Raw genomic sequence first — 15,865 nt, 5'->3', positions numbered from 1 at the left:
GAGCCCCCCGTATGAGCTAGGAGCTTATCCAGCTGTTGACGGTTCCGGCCAAGTGGAGACGGCCTCCGGGCGGTCTCCCCGGGAACGTTCAGGGTTTTCCCCCAGGGGGCCGACTCCGGAGAGTCAGGAGCGGGCGCCGGACGGTCAGGCGTCCCGCTTCCGCAGCACCAGACAGCCGCCGAGGAGCGCCGCCACCACCCAGAGCACCATGATCCCGAGCCCGCCCCACGGCCCGTAGGGGGTCTGCTGCGCGTTCATCGCGTCCGGCACGACCTGCATGATCTTCTTTCCGGCCTGGTCCGGGAAGAAACGGGCCACCTCCTTGGCCTTCGGCACCGCCGTCAGGATGTTCGAGATCAGCAGGAGGAACGGGACCAGGATGCCGAGCGAGAGCATCGAGGACCGCAGCATCGCGGTCACCCCCATCGAGAACAGCGCGATCAGGGCCAGATAGAGCCCGGCGCCGAACACCGCCCGCAGCACGTTGTCGTCACCGATCGACGCCCGGTGCCCGCCGAGCAGCGCCTGCCCGAGGAAGAACGCGAGGAAACTCGTCGCGAGGCCCACCAGCAGCGCGAGCACGCCCGCCACCGCCACCTTCGCCAGGAGGAACGTCGTCCGCTGCGGAACGGCCGCGAGCGAGGTGCGGATCATGCCCGAGGAGTACTCGCTGCCCACCACCAGGACACCGAAGACCACCATCGCCAGCTGCCCCAGGACCATCCCCGAGAAGCTGACCACCGTCGGGTCGAAGGTGAGCCGCTCCGCCTCGCCGAGCTGGTCGAAGGTCGAGTTCACCAGGGCACTCAGCCCCGCGCCCATCGCCACCGTGACGACGAGGGCGCTCGCCAGCGTCCACACGGTCGAGGACACCGTCCGGATCTTGGTCCACTCCGACCGCAGGACCGCGGATGCCGCTGCCATCGTTCAGGCTCCCTCGGAGGTCGTGCCCCACCGGGGGCCCGGCGCCGGAGCGCCGCCGTGTACGTCGGTGCCGTGCGCGTGGTACTCCACCGCTCCGGCCGTCATCTGCATGAACGCTTCTTCGAGCGAGGCGCGCTGAGAACTCAGCTCGTGCAGCACCAGACCGTGCGCCGCCGCCAGCTCGCCCAGCTCCTCGGTCGTCGCCCCGTCCACCTCAAGGGTCCCGTTGCTGGCCTCGACCGCGAGGAAGCCCGCCGCGTGCAGCACGTCCCGCAGCCGCTCCCGCTGCGGCGACCGCAAGCGCGTATAACTTCTGGAATTCTCCTGGATGAAATCCGCCATCGACGTGTCGGCCAGCAGTTTTCCCTGCCCGATGACGATCAGATGATCTGCCGTCAACGCCATTTCGCTCATCAGATGACTGGAAACGAAGATCGTCCGGCCCTCCGCCGCCAGCGCCTTCATCAGATTGCGGATCCAGTGAATTCCCTCGGGGTCCAGACCATTGACGGGCTCGTCGAACATCAGGATCTCGGGATCGCCGAGCAGCGCCGACGCGATCCCCAGCCGCTGCCCCATGCCGAGGGAGAACCCCTTCGACTTCTTCCCCGCGACCGCCGCCAGCCCCACCAGATCGAGCACCTCGCCCACCCGGCGCTCTGGGATGCGGTTCGACTGCGCCAGGCACAGCAGGTTGTTGTACGCCGAGCGCCCGCCGTTCATCGCCTTCGCGTCGAGCAGCGCCCCGATGTACTTCAGGGGCTCCGCCAGCTCCCGGTAGTGCTTCCCGTCGATCCTGACCGACCCGCTCGTCGGGTTGTCCAGATCCAGCATCATCCGCATCGTCGTCGACTTGCCCGCCCCGTTCGGCCCGAGGAAGCCGGTCACCACACCGGGACGCACCCGGAAGGAGAGATGGTCGACCGCGATCTTCGCCCCGTAGCGCTTGGTCAAACCCTCAAGCTCGATCATGCGTACCAACCTAAGGGTGCGCGAAACCCCCCGCCACCGGAATGACGAGGGGTTTTCATGACGCTCTCGAAGCGTCTCCGCGACGGTGTCAGCGGGACTGCTGGGCCGGGACGCCGGCCGCGCGCTCGTCGTCGATCGGCGAACCGGCCGCCGCGACCGCGGCACCCGTCAGCGTCGCCAGCATCTCGCGGACGTTGGTCAGCTGCGCGTTGATCGAGTCCCGGCGGTTCGTCAGGGCCGCGAGCTCACGCTCCGATTCGCTGCGGATGCGGTCGGCCTTGGCGTTCGCGTCGGCCACGATGTCCTCGGCCTGACGCTGCGCCGTCTCCACCGTCTGACGGGCCCGGCGCTCCGCGTCCGTCCGCAGCTTCTCGGCCTCCAGCCGGAGCTGCTCGGCGCGGTGCTCGATCTCCGCCAGCCGCTTCTCGGCCTTCGCCTGACGCGACGCCAGATCGCGCTCCGACTGCTCCCGGCGCTTCGCCAGGTTGGTCTCGAAGTCCGCGGCGGCCTGAGCGGCCTTGGCGCGGGTCTCCTCGAAGAGGGCGTCCGCCTCCTCGCGCTTCGACTGCGCGTCCTTCTGCGCCTCGGCGCGCATGGTGTTGGCCTCGCCCTGCGCCTTCTCGACGATCCGGACGCCCTCGTCCTCGGACTTCGCCTTGCGGTCCGCCGCGAACGACTCCGCGTCGTTGCGCACCTGCTGGGCCGCCGACTCGGCCAGCTCACGGTGCTGTTCGGCGGCGCGACGGGCCTCCTCGCGCAGGTCCTTCGCCTCCTCCTCGGCGAGCCGGAGGATCTTCTCGACCCGGGCGCCGAGCCCCGCGTACGACGGCTCGGCGTCGGAGACCTGGGCCTGCGCGTTCTGCGTCTCGAGGTGGAGCTCCTCGATCCGCTTCTCCAGGGAGGTGATGCGGGACAAGGCGCCGTCACGGTCGGACACGAGCTTGGTAATGCGGTCGTCCACCTGACCGCGGTCGTAACCGCGCCGCACGAGCTCGAAGCCGAAGGGGGAGGATGTGTCGCTCATGGGTTTCCTGTCGAATGAGACCGGTGAGGTGTTAGAGGGAATCCTAGGGGCCTAAGCGGCGTGTCATCGAGCGTATGCCCGTTTGATCTGGAGAATGTCCAGCCTTTTGAGTGGCTACCCGTCCTGGGACTTGCCACCCGAACGGGTGGAACCCGCGGTCACGCCCGCCTTGGCCCCCATCCCGCCCGCCGACTTCGCCCCGGCCGCCGGTGTCTCGAAAGACTCCAACGCCTCCAGTACGTCCTGGACACGGGAGATCTCGGTATTGATGTCCTTGCGCCGCCGCACCAGGGCCTCCAGTTCGCGCCGGCCCTCCGCGACCGTCGCCTCCGCCTCGGCCCGCGCCTCGGCCAGGATCCGCTCGGCCTCCGTCTTGAGGACCTCGCCCTCCGCGATGAGCGAGGCCTTCTTCTGCTCGGCCTCCTTGAGGAGCCCGTCGGCCTTCCGCACGGCCGAGATCCGGACCCTGCTCGCCTCCGAACTCGCCTCTGAGGCAAGCTCCTTGGCCTTCTCCTCGGCCTCGGCGCGCTGCTCCGTCGCGGCCTTCACCAGCTTGTCGACCCGCTCGCCGGCCGTCCGCATCTGCTCGGAGCTCTCCCGGCGGGCCCGCTCGTGCAGCTCCTCGATCTCGCCCTCGATCCGGCTCCGCAGCTCCTCGGCCCGGTCCCTTATGGCGGTCGCGTCGCCACGGGCCCCGACGAGCAGCTCGTCGGCGTCCGTACGGGCCTTCTCCACCAGCGAGTTGCCGTCCACGGTCGCCTCGGCCACGATCCGCTCGGCCTCCTTGCGGGCCGCGCCGACCATCGTGTCCGCCTGCGTCTCGGCCTCGGTGGTGGCGCGCAGCGCCTCCTCCTGGGCCTTGGCGACGAGCTGGTCCGCCTGCCCGGCCGCGTCCGAACGCTTCCGGGCCCCGGCCTCCCGCGCCTCGTCGAGCGTCCGGTCCGCCTCCTCGCGGGCCTCCGAGCGCATCTGCTCGGCCGCCGACCCGGCGTCCTCCCGCACCCGCTCCGCCTCGGTGCGCAGCCGCTCGGCCTCCTGCCGGGCGGAGCCCACCGTGGTCTCGGCCTCGGCGCGCGCGTCCGCCGTGACCGCGTCGGAGAGCTCGCCCGCCTCGCGGGTGATCCGCTCCGCCTCGGAATTCGCCTCGGCGACGAGGGCGTCGGCCTGTTCGGCGGCGTCGGTGCGTCGCTTGTCGGCGGCTGCGCGGGCCTCGTCGAGGACCCGCTCGCCGTCCGCGAGGGCCGCGTTCCGCAGGGCCTGCGCGTGCGCCTCTCCGTCGATCTTGACCTGTTCGGCCTCGGTGCGGAGCCGGTGGGCGTCCTGTTCGGCGGTCTCCATGAGTTCGAGGGCTTCGGTGGTGAGCCGTTCGGCCTCGGTGGTGGCTTCGGTGATGAGGGCGTCGGCCTGTTCGGCGGCGTCGGTGCGCCGTTTGTCGGCGGCTGCGCGGGCCTCGTCGAGGACCCGCTCGCCGTCCGCCACCGCCGCCGCCCGGAGTGCCTCCGCGTGCGCCTCGCCGTCGGCCTTGACCTGTTCGGCCTCGGTGCGGAGCCGGTGGGCGTCCTGTTCGGCGGTCTCCATGAGTTCGAGGGCTTCGGTGGTGAGCCGTTCGGCCTCGGTGGTGGCTTCGGTGATGAGGGCGTCGGCCTGTCCGGCGGCGTCGGCGCGCCGTTTGTCGGCGGCTGCGCGGGCCTCGTCGAGGACCCGCTCGGCCTCGGCGCCGATCCGCTCCGCCTCCGTACGGGCCTCGCCGACGGCCGCGTCGGCGCGCTCGGCGGCCTCCGAACGGATGCGGTTCGCGTCCTCCCGGGCGTCCGCCCGCGTCCGCGCCGCGTCCTGCTCGGCCGAGGCCAGCGAGTCCGTGACCTCCGTCCGTACCCGCTGCGCGTACTCGGCGGTGTCCGAACGCAGCTTCTCCGCCTCGGTGATCGCGTCCGCGACGGTCCGCTCGGCCAGCGCCTTCGCGGCCTCGGTCTCCTCCTGGGCGCGCTCCCGGGTGCGGGTCGCGTCCTCGGCGGCCCGCTCCCGCTCCTCGTAGGCGTCGACGCGGACCCGGTCCGCCTCCTCCCGCGCCTCGGTCCGCGTCCGCTCCGCCGCGTGCTCGGCGGCGCCGCGCAGTCCGGCGATCTCCTCCTCGGCCTGCTCGCGCAGACCGGCCACCGAGTCCCGTACCTCCTGGGCGGTCTGCTCGGCGGCGGCGACCATCTCGGTCGCCCGCGCGTCCGCCTCCTCGACCAGGCGCTGGGCCTCGGCCTGGGCGTCCTCGACCCGCTTGCGGGCGGCGGCCAGCAGTTCCTCGGACCGCTCGCGGGCGTTCTCGCGCTCCCGGCCGGCCTCGGAACGGGCCGACTCCAGGGTCTCCTCGGCCTCCCGGCGACGCCGGACGGCCTCCTCCTGCGCGGCGGCCAGCGCCTCCGCGGCCTCGGCGGCGACCCGCTCGGCGGCGGCGGCGGCCTCGGCCCTGACCCGGTCGGCGCTCTCCTGGGCCTCCGACCGCAGCCGCTCCGACTCCCCGGCGGCCTCGGTGCGCAGCCGTACGGCGGCGGTCTCGGCCTCGGTACGGGTGGTGGCGGCGTCCTCCGCGGCCTCGGCGCGCAGCCGCTCGGCCTCCTGCCCGGCCTGTTCCTGGAGGGTGCGGACGCGCTCGGCGGACTCGGTCCGCAGCCGCTCGGTCTCCTCGGCGGCCTCGCGGCGGATCAGCTCGCCCTCGGTGCGCGCGTCGGTCAGTTCCTCGGCGGCGGCGGCGACCTTCGCCCCGGCGTCGGCGTGCAGCCGGGCCAGCTCGTCGGCGGCCTCCGCGCGGCGGGCCTCGGCGGCCCGCTCGGCGTCGGCGCGCAGTCCGGCGGCGGTCTCCTCCGCCGTGGTCCGTACGGAATCGGCCTGTTCCTCGGCGTCGGCGCGCAGCTGCTCGGCCTCGGCGCGGGTGCGCTCCAGGGTCTCCTCGGCCTGGGCGCGCAGGGCGCGGGCCCGCTCGGCCGCCTCGGACCTGACCCGTTCGCTCTCGGCACCGGCGTTGGTCCGCAGTTCGTCGGAGTCCGTACGGGCCGTGGTGAGCAGTTCCTCGGCGGTCCGCGCGGCCTCCTCGATCTGCTGGACGGCCTCGCGGCGGGCCTCGCCCCGGATGCGCTCGCCCTCGGCGACGGCGTCGGCGCGCAGCTGCTCGGCCTCGCCGCGCAGCCGCCGGGCCTCCTCCTGGAGCTCGACCGTCTTGGCCCGGTACTCCTTGGTGTCGTCCTTCGCGGAGCCGAGGAGGTCGTCGGCCTGCTCCTCGGCGCGGTCGCGGAGCCGGTCGCTCTCGGCCTCGGCCTCGCGGCGGATGCGTTCGGCCTCCTCGGAGGCCTTGCGGGTGGTCTCGCGGGCCTCGTCGGAGGCCTTGGTGAGGATCTCCTCGGCGCTGCGGGCGGCCTTGGCGAGGGCGGCGGCGGAGTCCTCGGCGGCGGCGGTGCGGGCCTTCTCCGCGGTCTCGCTGACGAGCTTCTCCGCCTCGGCGGTGGCCTCGCGGAGCTTCTCGTCGGCCTCGGCCTTGAGGGCCTCGGCGTCCTTGGTGGCCTCGCCGACGAGCCGGGCGATCTCGGTCTTCGCGGTCCGGGTGCGCTGCTCGTTGACCGACTCGGCGGTGGCGAGCTGCCGGGCGGCGGCCTCCTTGGCCTCGGTGAGGGACCTCTCGGCCTCGGCGGTGGCGAGCCGCAGCTTCTCCTCGGCCTCCTGGATGCGCTGCTCGGCGGCGCGGGAGAGCTCGGTGGCCTGGCGGCGGGCCTGGTCGGTCTCGGCGGTGGCGGCGGAGCGGAGCTGCTCGGCGTGGCTGGTGGCCTCCTGGGCCTGGCTGGAGGCGGCGCCGACGAGCCGCTCGGCGTCCTTGCGGGCGCGCAGCAGAATCGCTTCGGCCTCGGCGCGGGCCGCTTCGGCCTCGGCGACGGCCCGGCGGTTGGTCTCCTCGGCGAGGCGGGTGGTCTCGGCGCGGGCGGCGGCGAGCGACTGCTCGGCCTCGGCGCGGGACTCCTCCATGAGGCGGCGGGCCTGGGCCTCGGTGCGGGCGCGGAGCTGTTCGGCCCAGGCGACGTTCTCGTTGACGTGCGCCTCGACGGTCTGGCGGCGCTCGTTGAGCTCCTGGTCGAGCTGCTGGCGGCGCTGGACGGCCTCGGTGTGCAGCTCGGCCTGGAGCCTGGCCTGGTGCTCGGCGTGCTCCTGGAGGATGCGCTGGGTCTGGGCGCGGGCGTCGCGCAGTTCGCGCTCGGCGTCCTGGCGGAGCTGCTCGGCCTGGGCCTGGGCGTTCCGCAGCATCTGCTCGGTCTGGTAGCCGATGTCGGCGCTGTCGTACGCGGGCCTGGACGCGATGGTGCGGCGCGCCTCGTGGAGCTTGGCGCGCAAGACCTCGACCTGGTATCCGAGGTCCTCGGCGTGCTGGACGGCCTTCTCGCGCTCGGTCTTCAGCCGGTCCATCTCGGCTTCGAACCTGGCGAGATGGTCGTCTTCAGCTCGGTGGCTCTCCTGGCGTTCGTAGCCCCGCACTGCGCGGTCCCATCCTTCCCCGAGCTCTTCGAGCAGGGGAGACCCCAACCCTGGTCGCAACACTCCTGTGAGCCCGGTCCTCACGGCCGAGGACGGGCCCCCGGGGAATCGTGGCAGATCGGACGAGCCCGACATCCCGACTTCGATGCCGCGCGAGCGGCCCCGACCGGCCCCGGCCCGGAGCCGCCCACTCTACCGGCCCAGGAATCCGGAGGTCAGTGCTCCGCTGACGAGGGGTCGGCGGAGGGCCCGGCGGAGGTGACCAGTTCGGTGAGGACGCCGTGGCAGTCCTTGGGGTGGAGGAAGGTGATCCGGGAGCCCATGGAGCCCCTGCGCGGCTCGTCGTAGAGGACGCGGACGCCCTTGCCGCGCACGGCTTCGGCGTCGCCGTCGACGTCCTCGGTGCCGAAGGCGATGTGGTGGACGCCCTCGCCGTTCTTGGCGAGCCACTTGCCGACGGCGGAGTCCTCCCTGGTCGGTTCCAGGAGCTGGAGGTAGGAGGCGCCGCCGTCGGAGGTCCCGTTGATCCTGAGCATGGCCTCGCGGACGCCCTGCTCCTCGTTGACCTCGGAGTGGTGCACCTCGAAGCCGTAGGTGGAACGGTAGAACTCGACGGTCCTGTCCAGGTCGAAACAGGCGATCCCGATGTGGTCGATACGCGTCAGCATGGGTCCAGTGCAACGCCGGAGCGGTGGTTACGCAACGTGCGCGCCGTCACACCGTCCGGCCGGTGACCGGGTGCGGCGGCCCTCAGTACATTGGCGGTAAACCCTCGTTCACTTCTCATCCCTAGGGGCCGTGCCTCATGTCTGGAACGACCGGTACCACCTCAGTGATCGTCGCGGGCGCCCGTACGCCCATGGGTCGCCTCCTCGGCTCGCTCGCGTCCTTCTCGGGCGCCGAGCTCGGCGCCTTCGCGATCAAGGCCGCCCTGGACCGGGCCGGCATCGGCGGCGACCAGGTGCAGTACGTGATCATGGGCCAGGTGCTCCAGGCGGGCGCCGGGCAGATCCCCGCCCGTCAGGCGGCCGTCAAGGCGGGCATCCCGATGAGCGTTCCCGCGCTCACGATCAACAAGGTGTGTCTGTCGGGTCTCGACGCCATCGCGCTCGCGGACCAGCTGATCCGCGCCGGTGAGTTCGACATCGTGGTGGCGGGCGGCCAGGAGTCCATGACGAACGCCCCGCACCTGCTGCCGAAGTCCCGCGAGGGCTTCAAGTACGGGGCGGTGGAGATGCTGGACTCCATGGCGCACGACGGTCTCACCGACTCCTTCGAGGGCATCGCCATGGGCGAGTCCACGGAGAAGCACAACACCCGCCTCGGCATCGGCCGCCCCGAGCAGGACGAGATCGCCGCGCTGTCGCACCAGCGCGCGGCGGCGGCCCAGAAGAACGGCGTCTTCGAGGCGGAGATCACTCCGATCGAGATCCCGCAGCGCAGGGGCGAGCCGGTCGTCTTCGCCAAGGACGAGGGCATCCGCGCGGAGACCACCGTCGAGTCGCTGGGCAAGCTCCGTCCGGCCTTCGCGAAGGACGGCACGATCACCGCGGGCACCTCCTCCCAGATCTCCGACGGCGCCGCCGCCGTGGTCGTGATGAGCAGGGCCAAGGCGGAGGAGCTGGGCCTGGAGTGGATCGCCGAGATCGGCGCCCACGGCAATGTGGCGGGCCCGGACAACTCGCTCCAGTCGCAGCCGTCGAACGCGATCCTGCACGCTCTGAAGAAGGAGGGGCTGACCGTCGGGGACCTCGATCTGATCGAGATCAACGAGGCCTTCGCCGCGGTCGCCGTGCAGTCAATGAAGGACCTCGGCGTTACCCCCGAGAAGGTGAACGTCAACGGTGGCGCCATCGCCCTGGGCCACCCCATCGGCATGTCCGGTGCCCGGGTGGTGCTGCACCTGGCCCTCGAACTGAAGCGGCGCGGCGGCGGTGTCGGCGCGGCGGCCCTCTGCGGCGGCGGCGGACAGGGCGACGCGCTGATCGTCCGCGTCCCCGGGACCTCCCGGGCCTCCGGCAAGTAAGTCACTCCGGCACGTCGGCAAGGAGCTCTGCACATGGTGGACGTCCCCGCTCTGGTCGCCCAGGCACGGGAGGGCAGGCCGCGGGCCGTGGCCCGGCTCATCTCGCTGGTGGAGGGGGCGTCCCCGCAACTGCGCGAGGTGATGGCGGCGCTGGCGCCGCTCACCGGCGGCGCGTACGTGGTGGGTCTGACGGGTTCGCCCGGCGTCGGCAAGTCGACGTCGACGTCCGCGCTGGTCTCCGCGTACCGCCGGGCGGGCAGGCGGGTCGGTGTGCTCGCCGTCGACCCGTCCTCGCCGTTCAGCGGGGGAGCGCTGCTCGGGGACCGGGTGCGGATGTCGGAGCACGCCTCCGATCCCGGCGTCTACATCCGGTCCATGGCGACCCGCGGCCACCTCGGCGGGCTCGCCTGGTCGGCCCCGCAGGCCATTCGCGTCCTGGACGCGGCGGGCTGCGAGGTGATCCTGGTGGAGACGGTCGGCGTCGGGCAGTCGGAGGTGGAGATCGCCTCCCAGGCGGACACCTCGGTCGTCCTGCTCGCACCGGGCATGGGCGACGGCATCCAGGCGGCGAAGGCGGGCATCCTGGAGATCGGCGACGTGTACGTGGTGAACAAGGCCGACCGGGACGGCGCGGACGCCACCGCGCGCGAGCTGAACCACATGCTGGGCCTCGGCGAGGCGCGGGCGCCGGGCGACTGGCGCCCGCCGATCGTGAAGACGGTCGCGGCGCGCGGCGAGGGCATCGAGGAGGTCGTCGAGGCGCTGGAGAAGCACCGCGCCTGGATGGAGGAGCACGGGGTCCTGGCCGAGCGCCGCCGGGCCCGCGCGGCGCGCGAGGTGGAGACCATCGCGGTCACGGCCCTGCGCGAGCGGATCGGTGATCTGCACGGCGACCGGCGCCTGGACGCGCTGGCGGAGCGGATCGTGGCGGGCGCCCTGGACCCCTACGCGGCCTCGGACGAGCTGATCACGAGCCTGACGGGCGGCTGAGACCGGGCGGACCAGGCGGACCGGCCCAGCGGTCCGGGAGCGGTCCGGTGGGCCGGGACCGGTCCGGAACCGGCACTGGTCCGGGTCCGAAGAAGGTCCGGGTCCGGTCCGGCGACGGTCCGGGCCCGGTACCGGCGGGCGGCCGGGACCGGCTCCGGCGCAAGGTGCTCCGGCGGAAGGGGCCCCGGTGTGGGCGAGGGGCCTCCCGGTCGTCCCGGACCGGCCCCTCTCCCGTACGGCCCCGGCGGGCGCTAGGGCTTGCCGCGCCGTCCGCGCAGCTGCTCGGCGACCGGCTTCAGCGAGGTGTGGAGGTCGCTCAGGGCCTCCGGGCCGATCTGGTCGACGAAGTGCCTGCGCACCGACTCGACGTGGTACGGGGCGACCTTCTGCATGGTCTCCATGCCCGCGTCGGTGAGGACGGCGTAGAGCCCGCGCCGGTCGGACTCGCAGTTCTCGCGCCGGACGAGTCCGGCGTTCTCCATGCGGGTGATCTGGTGCGAGAGCCGGCTCTTGGACTGGAGCGTGGCGGTCGCCAGGTCGCTCATGCGCAGGCGCCGGTCGGCGGACTCCGAGAGGTTCACGAGGATCTCGTAGTCGTTCATCGTCAGTCCGAAGGGCTGGAGGTCCCGCTCCAGCTGGTACGTCAGCATTCTCTGGACGTCCAGGAATGTGCGCCACGCACACTGCTCGGCGTCGGTGAGCCACGGGGTGGCGGTCTCGGTCTCCATGATTCGATTCTACCTAAGAAGTTGAAATCTTGACGAAGTCTGGGAGCGCGCGTTCGAGGACGTCACACTCCGCAGACTACCGCTCACAGGCCGAAGCGACGCTGGAGGTCCCCGAGCTGGCCGGGAAGACGTGGTGTCGAACCCGCCGCGCCCTGGCCGGAACCGTGCGGCGCGTGGCCGCCCGGGACGCCCGGCTGGGACGGCGGCGCCCCCGCCGCGCGCTCCGGCATCAGCAGCTCCGTCGACTGGAGCAGCACCGTGCCCGCCCCCACGAACTCGAACTGGTGCTCCTCGCCCGAGGTCCCGCCGATGCCCGTCAGCGCCCGCACCCCGCCCATCACGCCCGTCATGTACCCGTGGTCGTAGTGGTGGCAGGGCGAGGGGCAGTCCGCCCAGCCCACCAGCGCCTGCGGGTCCACCCGCATCGGCGGCTCCATGAAGACCACCGGCCCGTTCGACGCCGCCACGAACTTCCCCGTGCCGATCAGCGTCACGAACCCCGGCACGATCGACTGCTTCAGCGCCAGCGTCGGCTGGTAGGCCAGCAGATTGCCCGAACGGATCGTCAGATTGCCCTCGTCCAGGTCGTACGAGTTCACGTCGAACGCCCGGTCCGCGAGCAGCATCTTCCCGCTGCCCTCGGCCACCACCCAGTCGCTCGCGTGCAGCGGCGAGTGGAACGCGGTCCGCACGAGCCGGTCGAGCCGCCCGTGCCCGATGCCGTTGAACTCGATCCGCCCGTAGTAGGCGATCATCTTGCCCTTCTGCAGGAACCAGGGCGACCCCTTGAGCTCCACGCAGAAGGTGTACGGGTTCACGTTGTCGTCCGACGGCAGGGTCGCCGGGTCGTGGATCACCGGAGTGCTCACAGCTTCTCCTCCGAAGCCTGGACGTAGACCGCGCCGCTGCCGCTCAGCTCCAGCTGGAAGGCCTCGCCCGAGCCGCGCCCCACCATGTCGCGCCAGCCGAGCGCGGTGGACAGCTTGTTCCGCACGTCGCCGTGGTGGGCCACGTACGCCTGCGGGTCCACGTGCACCGGACGGCCCGGCGCGATCGGCAGCTCGACCACTCCGCCGTGCGCCATGACCGCCACCGAGCCGTGGCCCTTCAGGGTGGTGGTGAAGAGGCCCTGACCGGAGACCTGGCCCCGGACCATGCCCATCACCCCGCCCTGCGAGCCCAGGAACATCGTGCCCTGCTCCAGGGTGCCGTCGAAGGCGAGCAGCCGGTCCGCCTCCACGTACAGGGTGTCGCCGGTCAACGCGATCACCTGGATGTGGTGGCCGCCGTGCCCGAACATCACCGTGCCGCTGCCCTCGACGGTCATCAGCGGTGTCGCCTCGCCCGCCACCCGGCGGCCGATCATCGACATCAGCCCGCCCTGACCGCCCGCCGTGTTCGGCGTGAAAGTGATGTCACCGCGGTACGCGAGCATCGCGCCACGCTGGCTGAACATCCGGCTGCCGGGGAGCACGGTCGCCTCCACCACCTTCGCGTTGAGCTCACGGAACGGCATCAGACGTCACCCCCGATCGTGTTCCGCTCGCTCGGCTGGACGTACACCAGACCGTCCCCCTCGAAGCGGATCTGGAACGCCTCGCCGCCGCCCTCGCCGAGGAACGTGCGGAACGTCACCCCGGACTGGAAGTGCTGCCGGAGGTCGCCCTGGTGCGCGATGTACGCCCCCGGGTCCACCTGGAGCGGGTACTGCGGAGTCACCCGCAGCACCACCGCCGGGCCGTCGGACACGATCGCGGCCTGGCCGGTGCCCTCGACGGTCGTGGTGAACAGACCGTTCCCGGTGGCCCCGCCGCGCAGCCCCGTGAAGGTGGTGCCGGTGCGCAGCCCCGCGTCGGCGCAGAGCAGATTGCTCGCCTCCACCCACAGTCTGTCGCCGTGCAGGGAGACGAGGTTGATCTCGGAGGCCCGGTCGGCGAACCAGCAGGTCCCCTGGCCGCGCACCTCCATCACCTCCATCTGTTCGCCGGTGAGCCGACGGGTCACCATGCCCCGCAGTCCCTCACCGCCGCCGCTCATCTTCTTGAACGCCATCTGGCCGTCGTAGGCGACCATCGAGCCGTTCTTCGCCTTGACGGAGTCGCCTGTCATGGAGACGGCGAGCACTTTGCTGCCCTGGAGCCGGAACGTTGCCACGGGCCGAAGGTACTGGGGACCCGCCTAAAGGGACAGCAAAGTCGGCGTGCACAATGGACGGGCCCGCCCTTGTGCATCCGTTCACAAGATCGAACGAAGGTGACCCCCTCCGTGGACATCAAGACCGCTTCCTCCCTCCACCGGCTCCGGCTCGTCTCCGCCCCGGAGGCCGTGTCGTTCCTGCTGCTGCTCGTCTGCTCCGTGCTGAAGCGGACCACGGACTTCAACGCGGTGCCGGTCATGGGGGCGATCCACGGCATCCTCTTCGTCCTGTACGTGCTCTTCTGGCTGGACGCCTGGAACCGCACCAAGTGGAGCTTCGGGACCGCCGCGCTGTACTTCGTCCTCTCGGTGCTGCCGCTGGGCGGCTTCTACGCCGACCGGAAGCTGAAGCGCGAGGCGCAGGACGCGGTCGTCGCCTCCCGCGTGCGGGCCGGGGCCGAGGACGTGAAGGCGTGATCGTCGCCTTCTCGGTGACCCCGCTGGGCGTCGGGGAGGAGGTCGGCGAGTACGTCGCCGACGCCGTCCGGGTCGTCCGCGAGTCCGGGCTCCCGAACCGCACCGACGCGATGTTCACCTCGATCGAGGGCGAGTGGGACGAGGTGATGGACGTGGTGAAGCGCGCCGTCGCCGCCGTGGAGGCGCGCGCCCCGCGCGTCTCCGTGGTCCTCAAGGCGGACATCAGGCCCGGCGTGGCCGACGGACTCACCGCCAAGGTGGAGACCGTCGAGCGCCACCTCGCCGGAGGCTGACCCGCCCGCGCGGCCCCGCCGTACCGGTGCGCGCGGGAAGCCCCCGGTTCCTGGAACTCGACGTTCCAGGGGCCGGGGGCTTCTTCGTGGCTCATGGTTGAGCACTTGCTCAAAATCGGCTACCTTCGGCCGTGGGCGGTTTTGAGCGAGTGCTCAAAAGCCTGTGAGGGCGGGGGGAACGTCATGGGTGTCTACGTCGAGACCCGGATCCGCACGGATCTGGAGACGCTCTGGGACCACACCAGGGAGCCCGGTCGTCAGCAGCGGTGGGATCTGAGGTTCACCGAGATCTCGCCGCTGTCGCGGACCGGCCCCGGGGAGGGGCCCGAGCGCTTCCGGTACGCGACCCGCGTCCTGCCCTTCCTGGTCGTCGTCGGCACCGGTGTCTCCGCGGGGGAGCGCCACCGGGCCGGCGGCGACCGGGTCTCCGCCCTCCGCTTCTCCTCGTCCGACCCCCGCTCGCTCCTCGCCGAGGGCAGCGGCTACTGGCGGTTCGTCCCCACCCCGGACGGCGTCCGCTTCCTCACCGGCTACGACTACCGCCCCCGCTGGGGCCGCTTCGGCCGGGTCGTCGACCGGCTGTTCCTGCGGCCCCTCATGGGCTGGGCCACCGCCTGGTCGTTCGACCGGCTGCGGCTCTGGTGCGAACGGGACATCGCGCCCGCCCGCTCCCGCGACCGCTGGCTCCTCGAACTCGCCGCCCGCGTCCTCCTGGTGGCCGCGCCGCTCACCGCCACCGTCCTGCCGCCGGGCCTCCCGCCGCTCTTCGCGGTGCCGCTCGCGGTCCTCGGGCTCGCCGCCGCCGTCCTCGTACCTCCGTCGTCCCGCGCACCGGCGGCCCGGCGGTGTCTGCGCACCCCGCCCGCCACCGCCCGGGAGCCCCGGCTCCTCGCCACCCTGGCCCCGCCCGGCGCGGGGGACCACCGCACCACCGCTCCCGAGGACCCGTCGTGACCTCGATCTTCCGCACCGCCATGGGCGACGCGGCCTTCGAGCGGCTCCATCCCGAGCTGCGGCGCCGCTTCTCCGTGGGGCTCGCGAGCGGTGAACTCTGCGTCGGGCGCGGCACCATGGACCGCGTCTGGCACGGGCGGGCCCTCGTGAAGCCCTTCCTCGCGCTCGGCGGACGGCGGAACATCCTGCTGCCCCGCACCGGCCGGGACGTCCCCTTCACCATCGAGAACGTGCCGTACCTCGACTCCTTCGGGCGGGAGACCGTCACCTTCGTGCGGACCTTCGCCCTGCCCGGCGGGCCCCGGCGCTTCGACGCCACGATGGTCCACAGCCCCGAGCGCGGCTGCGTCCTCGACTACCTCGGCACCCATCAGCACCTCGCCAGCGAACTGCGCCTGTCCGCCGAGCCGGACGGCTCCCTCCTCCTGCGCTCCGGGGAACACCGGTTCCGGGAGGGCCCGGTGGACGTACGGGTGCCGGAACTGTTCGGCGGGCGGGCCGAGGTGCGGGAGTCCTTCGACGAGCGCACCGGCCGCTTCCGCATCCGGGTACGGGTGGTCAACCGCTACTTCGGGCCGCTCTTCGGATACGAGGGGTCCTTCACCGCCGAGTACGCCGACGTACGCTCCCACGGGGTGCGCGAGGGGCTGCGCCCGGTGCGCGAGGAGGTACGGGCGTGAACGGCGGGGCGGACGGGACAGGCAGGACGGGAGCGCGGGCCGGTACGGCCCCGGCTGGTGCGGCTGGTGCGGCTGGTGCCGCCAGCGCCGCCAGCACGCCCAGTGCCACCGGCGCCGCCGGTGCGTCCAGCGTGTCCAGCGCGCCCGGCGCCGAC

General features: G+C 72.3%; 15 protein-coding genes. 6 read left to right on the top strand and 9 right to left on the bottom strand.

Annotated features, from left to right (window positions below):
* Positions 1–144: 144 nt before the first annotated feature.
* The 5 genes from ACFXGN_RS10775 to mce form a co-directional block, all read right to left on the bottom strand.
* Entirely contained in the window at positions 145–924 is a 780-nt protein-coding gene (locus ACFXGN_RS10775) for an ABC transporter permease (protein WP_384856296.1), read from the bottom strand.
* Between the two features lie 3 nt (positions 925–927).
* Entirely contained in the window at positions 928–1,896 is a 969-nt protein-coding gene (locus tag ACFXGN_RS10770; protein WP_384856293.1) for an ATP-binding cassette domain-containing protein, read from the bottom strand.
* A gap of 88 nt (positions 1,897–1,984) precedes the next feature.
* The gene (locus ACFXGN_RS10765; protein ID WP_351782066.1) at positions 1,985–2,920 is read right to left on the bottom strand and encodes a cellulose-binding protein; all 936 of its coding nucleotides are present in this window, start codon (positions 2,918–2,920) and stop codon (positions 1,985–1,987) included.
* A 114-nt stretch (positions 2,921–3,034) separates the two neighbouring features.
* Positions 3,035–7,426 carry a polarized growth protein Scy gene (scy, locus tag ACFXGN_RS10760; RefSeq protein ID WP_384856291.1) on the bottom strand — a complete coding sequence of 1,464 codons (4,392 nt, stop codon included), beginning with the start codon at positions 7,424–7,426 and terminating at the stop codon, positions 3,035–3,037.
* A 215-nt stretch (positions 7,427–7,641) separates the two neighbouring features.
* Entirely contained in the window at positions 7,642–8,094 is a 453-nt protein-coding gene (gene mce / locus ACFXGN_RS10755; protein WP_384856288.1) for a methylmalonyl-CoA epimerase, read from the bottom strand.
* Between the two features lie 137 nt (positions 8,095–8,231).
* Here mce and ACFXGN_RS10750 point away from each other — a divergent pair, with 137 nt between their 5' ends.
* Positions 8,232–9,452: an acetyl-CoA C-acetyltransferase gene (locus ACFXGN_RS10750; protein ID WP_384856285.1), complete on the top strand. Its 1,221-nt coding sequence runs from the start codon at positions 8,232–8,234 to the stop codon at positions 9,450–9,452.
* A gap of 33 nt (positions 9,453–9,485) precedes the next feature.
* Positions 9,486–10,442, top strand: coding sequence for a methylmalonyl Co-A mutase-associated GTPase MeaB (gene meaB / locus ACFXGN_RS10745; protein WP_384856282.1), 957 nt, complete (start codon positions 9,486–9,488; stop codon positions 10,440–10,442).
* Positions 10,443–10,693: 251 nt separating this feature from the next.
* On the opposite strand, the gene ACFXGN_RS10740 is transcribed toward meaB, so the two are convergent.
* From ACFXGN_RS10740 to ACFXGN_RS10725, 4 genes are all read right to left on the bottom strand, one after another.
* A complete protein-coding gene (locus tag ACFXGN_RS10740) occupies positions 10,694–11,170 on the bottom strand; it encodes a MarR family winged helix-turn-helix transcriptional regulator (protein WP_384856279.1) in 477 nt (158 codons plus the stop codon).
* 83 nt (positions 11,171–11,253) lie between these two features.
* Positions 11,254–12,039 carry an AIM24 family protein gene (locus tag ACFXGN_RS10735; protein WP_384856276.1) on the bottom strand — a complete coding sequence of 262 codons (786 nt, stop codon included), beginning with the start codon at positions 12,037–12,039 and terminating at the stop codon, positions 11,254–11,256.
* A complete protein-coding gene (locus ACFXGN_RS10730; RefSeq protein ID WP_384856274.1) occupies positions 12,036–12,686 on the bottom strand; it encodes an AIM24 family protein in 651 nt (216 codons plus the stop codon). Before ACFXGN_RS10730 ends, ACFXGN_RS10735 begins: the two co-directional genes overlap by 4 nt.
* On the bottom strand, positions 12,686–13,324 hold the full coding sequence (locus ACFXGN_RS10725) for an AIM24 family protein (protein WP_384856271.1): 639 nt from the start codon (positions 13,322–13,324) through the stop codon (positions 12,686–12,688). Before ACFXGN_RS10725 ends, ACFXGN_RS10730 begins: the two co-directional genes overlap by 1 nt.
* A 111-nt stretch (positions 13,325–13,435) precedes the next feature.
* Between ACFXGN_RS10725 and ACFXGN_RS10720 the strand changes: the two genes are divergently transcribed.
* The 4 genes from ACFXGN_RS10720 (at position 13,436) to ACFXGN_RS10705 (ending at position 15,710) form a co-directional block, all read left to right on the top strand.
* Entirely contained in the window at positions 13,436–13,783 is a 348-nt protein-coding gene (locus ACFXGN_RS10720; RefSeq protein WP_384856269.1) for a DUF3817 domain-containing protein, read from the top strand.
* A complete protein-coding gene (locus ACFXGN_RS10715) occupies positions 13,780–14,076 on the top strand; it encodes an MTH1187 family thiamine-binding protein (protein ID WP_384856267.1) in 297 nt (98 codons plus the stop codon). The genes ACFXGN_RS10720 and ACFXGN_RS10715 overlap by 4 nt, the downstream gene beginning before the upstream one ends.
* A gap of 183 nt (positions 14,077–14,259) precedes the next feature.
* Positions 14,260–15,030 (top strand): hypothetical protein, encoded by a 771-nt coding sequence (locus ACFXGN_RS10710; RefSeq protein ID WP_384856264.1) that lies wholly within the window; start codon positions 14,260–14,262, stop codon positions 15,028–15,030.
* Entirely contained in the window at positions 15,027–15,710 is a 684-nt protein-coding gene (locus ACFXGN_RS10705) for a DUF4166 domain-containing protein (protein ID WP_384856262.1), read from the top strand. The genes ACFXGN_RS10710 and ACFXGN_RS10705 overlap by 4 nt, the downstream gene beginning before the upstream one ends.
* Positions 15,711–15,865: the final 155 nt, after the last annotated feature.

Source organism: Streptomyces sp. NPDC059247 (genome assembly GCF_042754005.1).
Classification (GTDB): domain Bacteria; phylum Actinomycetota; class Actinomycetes; order Streptomycetales; family Streptomycetaceae; genus Streptomyces.
The sequence above is the reverse complement of the archived record's forward strand: the minus strand, read 5'-3'. Positions and strand labels throughout refer to the sequence as shown.

Coding starts and splice junctions, on each gene's coding strand:
- ACFXGN_RS10775 (WP_384856296.1), bottom strand. CDS start 924: ATGGCAGCGGCATCCGCGGTCCTGCGGTCGGAGTGGACCAAGATCCGG.
- ACFXGN_RS10770 (WP_384856293.1), bottom strand. CDS start 1,896: ATGATCGAGCTTGAGGGTTTGACCAAGCGCTACGGGGCGAAGATCGCG.
- ACFXGN_RS10765 (WP_351782066.1), bottom strand. CDS start 2,920: ATGAGCGACACATCCTCCCCCTTCGGCTTCGAGCTCGTGCGGCGCGGT.
- mce (WP_384856288.1), bottom strand. CDS start 8,094: ATGCTGACGCGTATCGACCACATCGGGATCGCCTGTTTCGACCTGGAC.
- ACFXGN_RS10750 (WP_384856285.1), top strand. CDS start 8,232: ATGTCTGGAACGACCGGTACCACCTCAGTGATCGTCGCGGGCGCCCGT.
- meaB (WP_384856282.1), top strand. CDS start 9,486: ATGGTGGACGTCCCCGCTCTGGTCGCCCAGGCACGGGAGGGCAGGCCG.
- ACFXGN_RS10740 (WP_384856279.1), bottom strand. CDS start 11,170: ATGGAGACCGAGACCGCCACCCCGTGGCTCACCGACGCCGAGCAGTGT.
- ACFXGN_RS10730 (WP_384856274.1), bottom strand. CDS start 12,686: ATGCCGTTCCGTGAGCTCAACGCGAAGGTGGTGGAGGCGACCGTGCTC.
- ACFXGN_RS10710 (WP_384856264.1), top strand. CDS start 14,260: ATGGGTGTCTACGTCGAGACCCGGATCCGCACGGATCTGGAGACGCTC.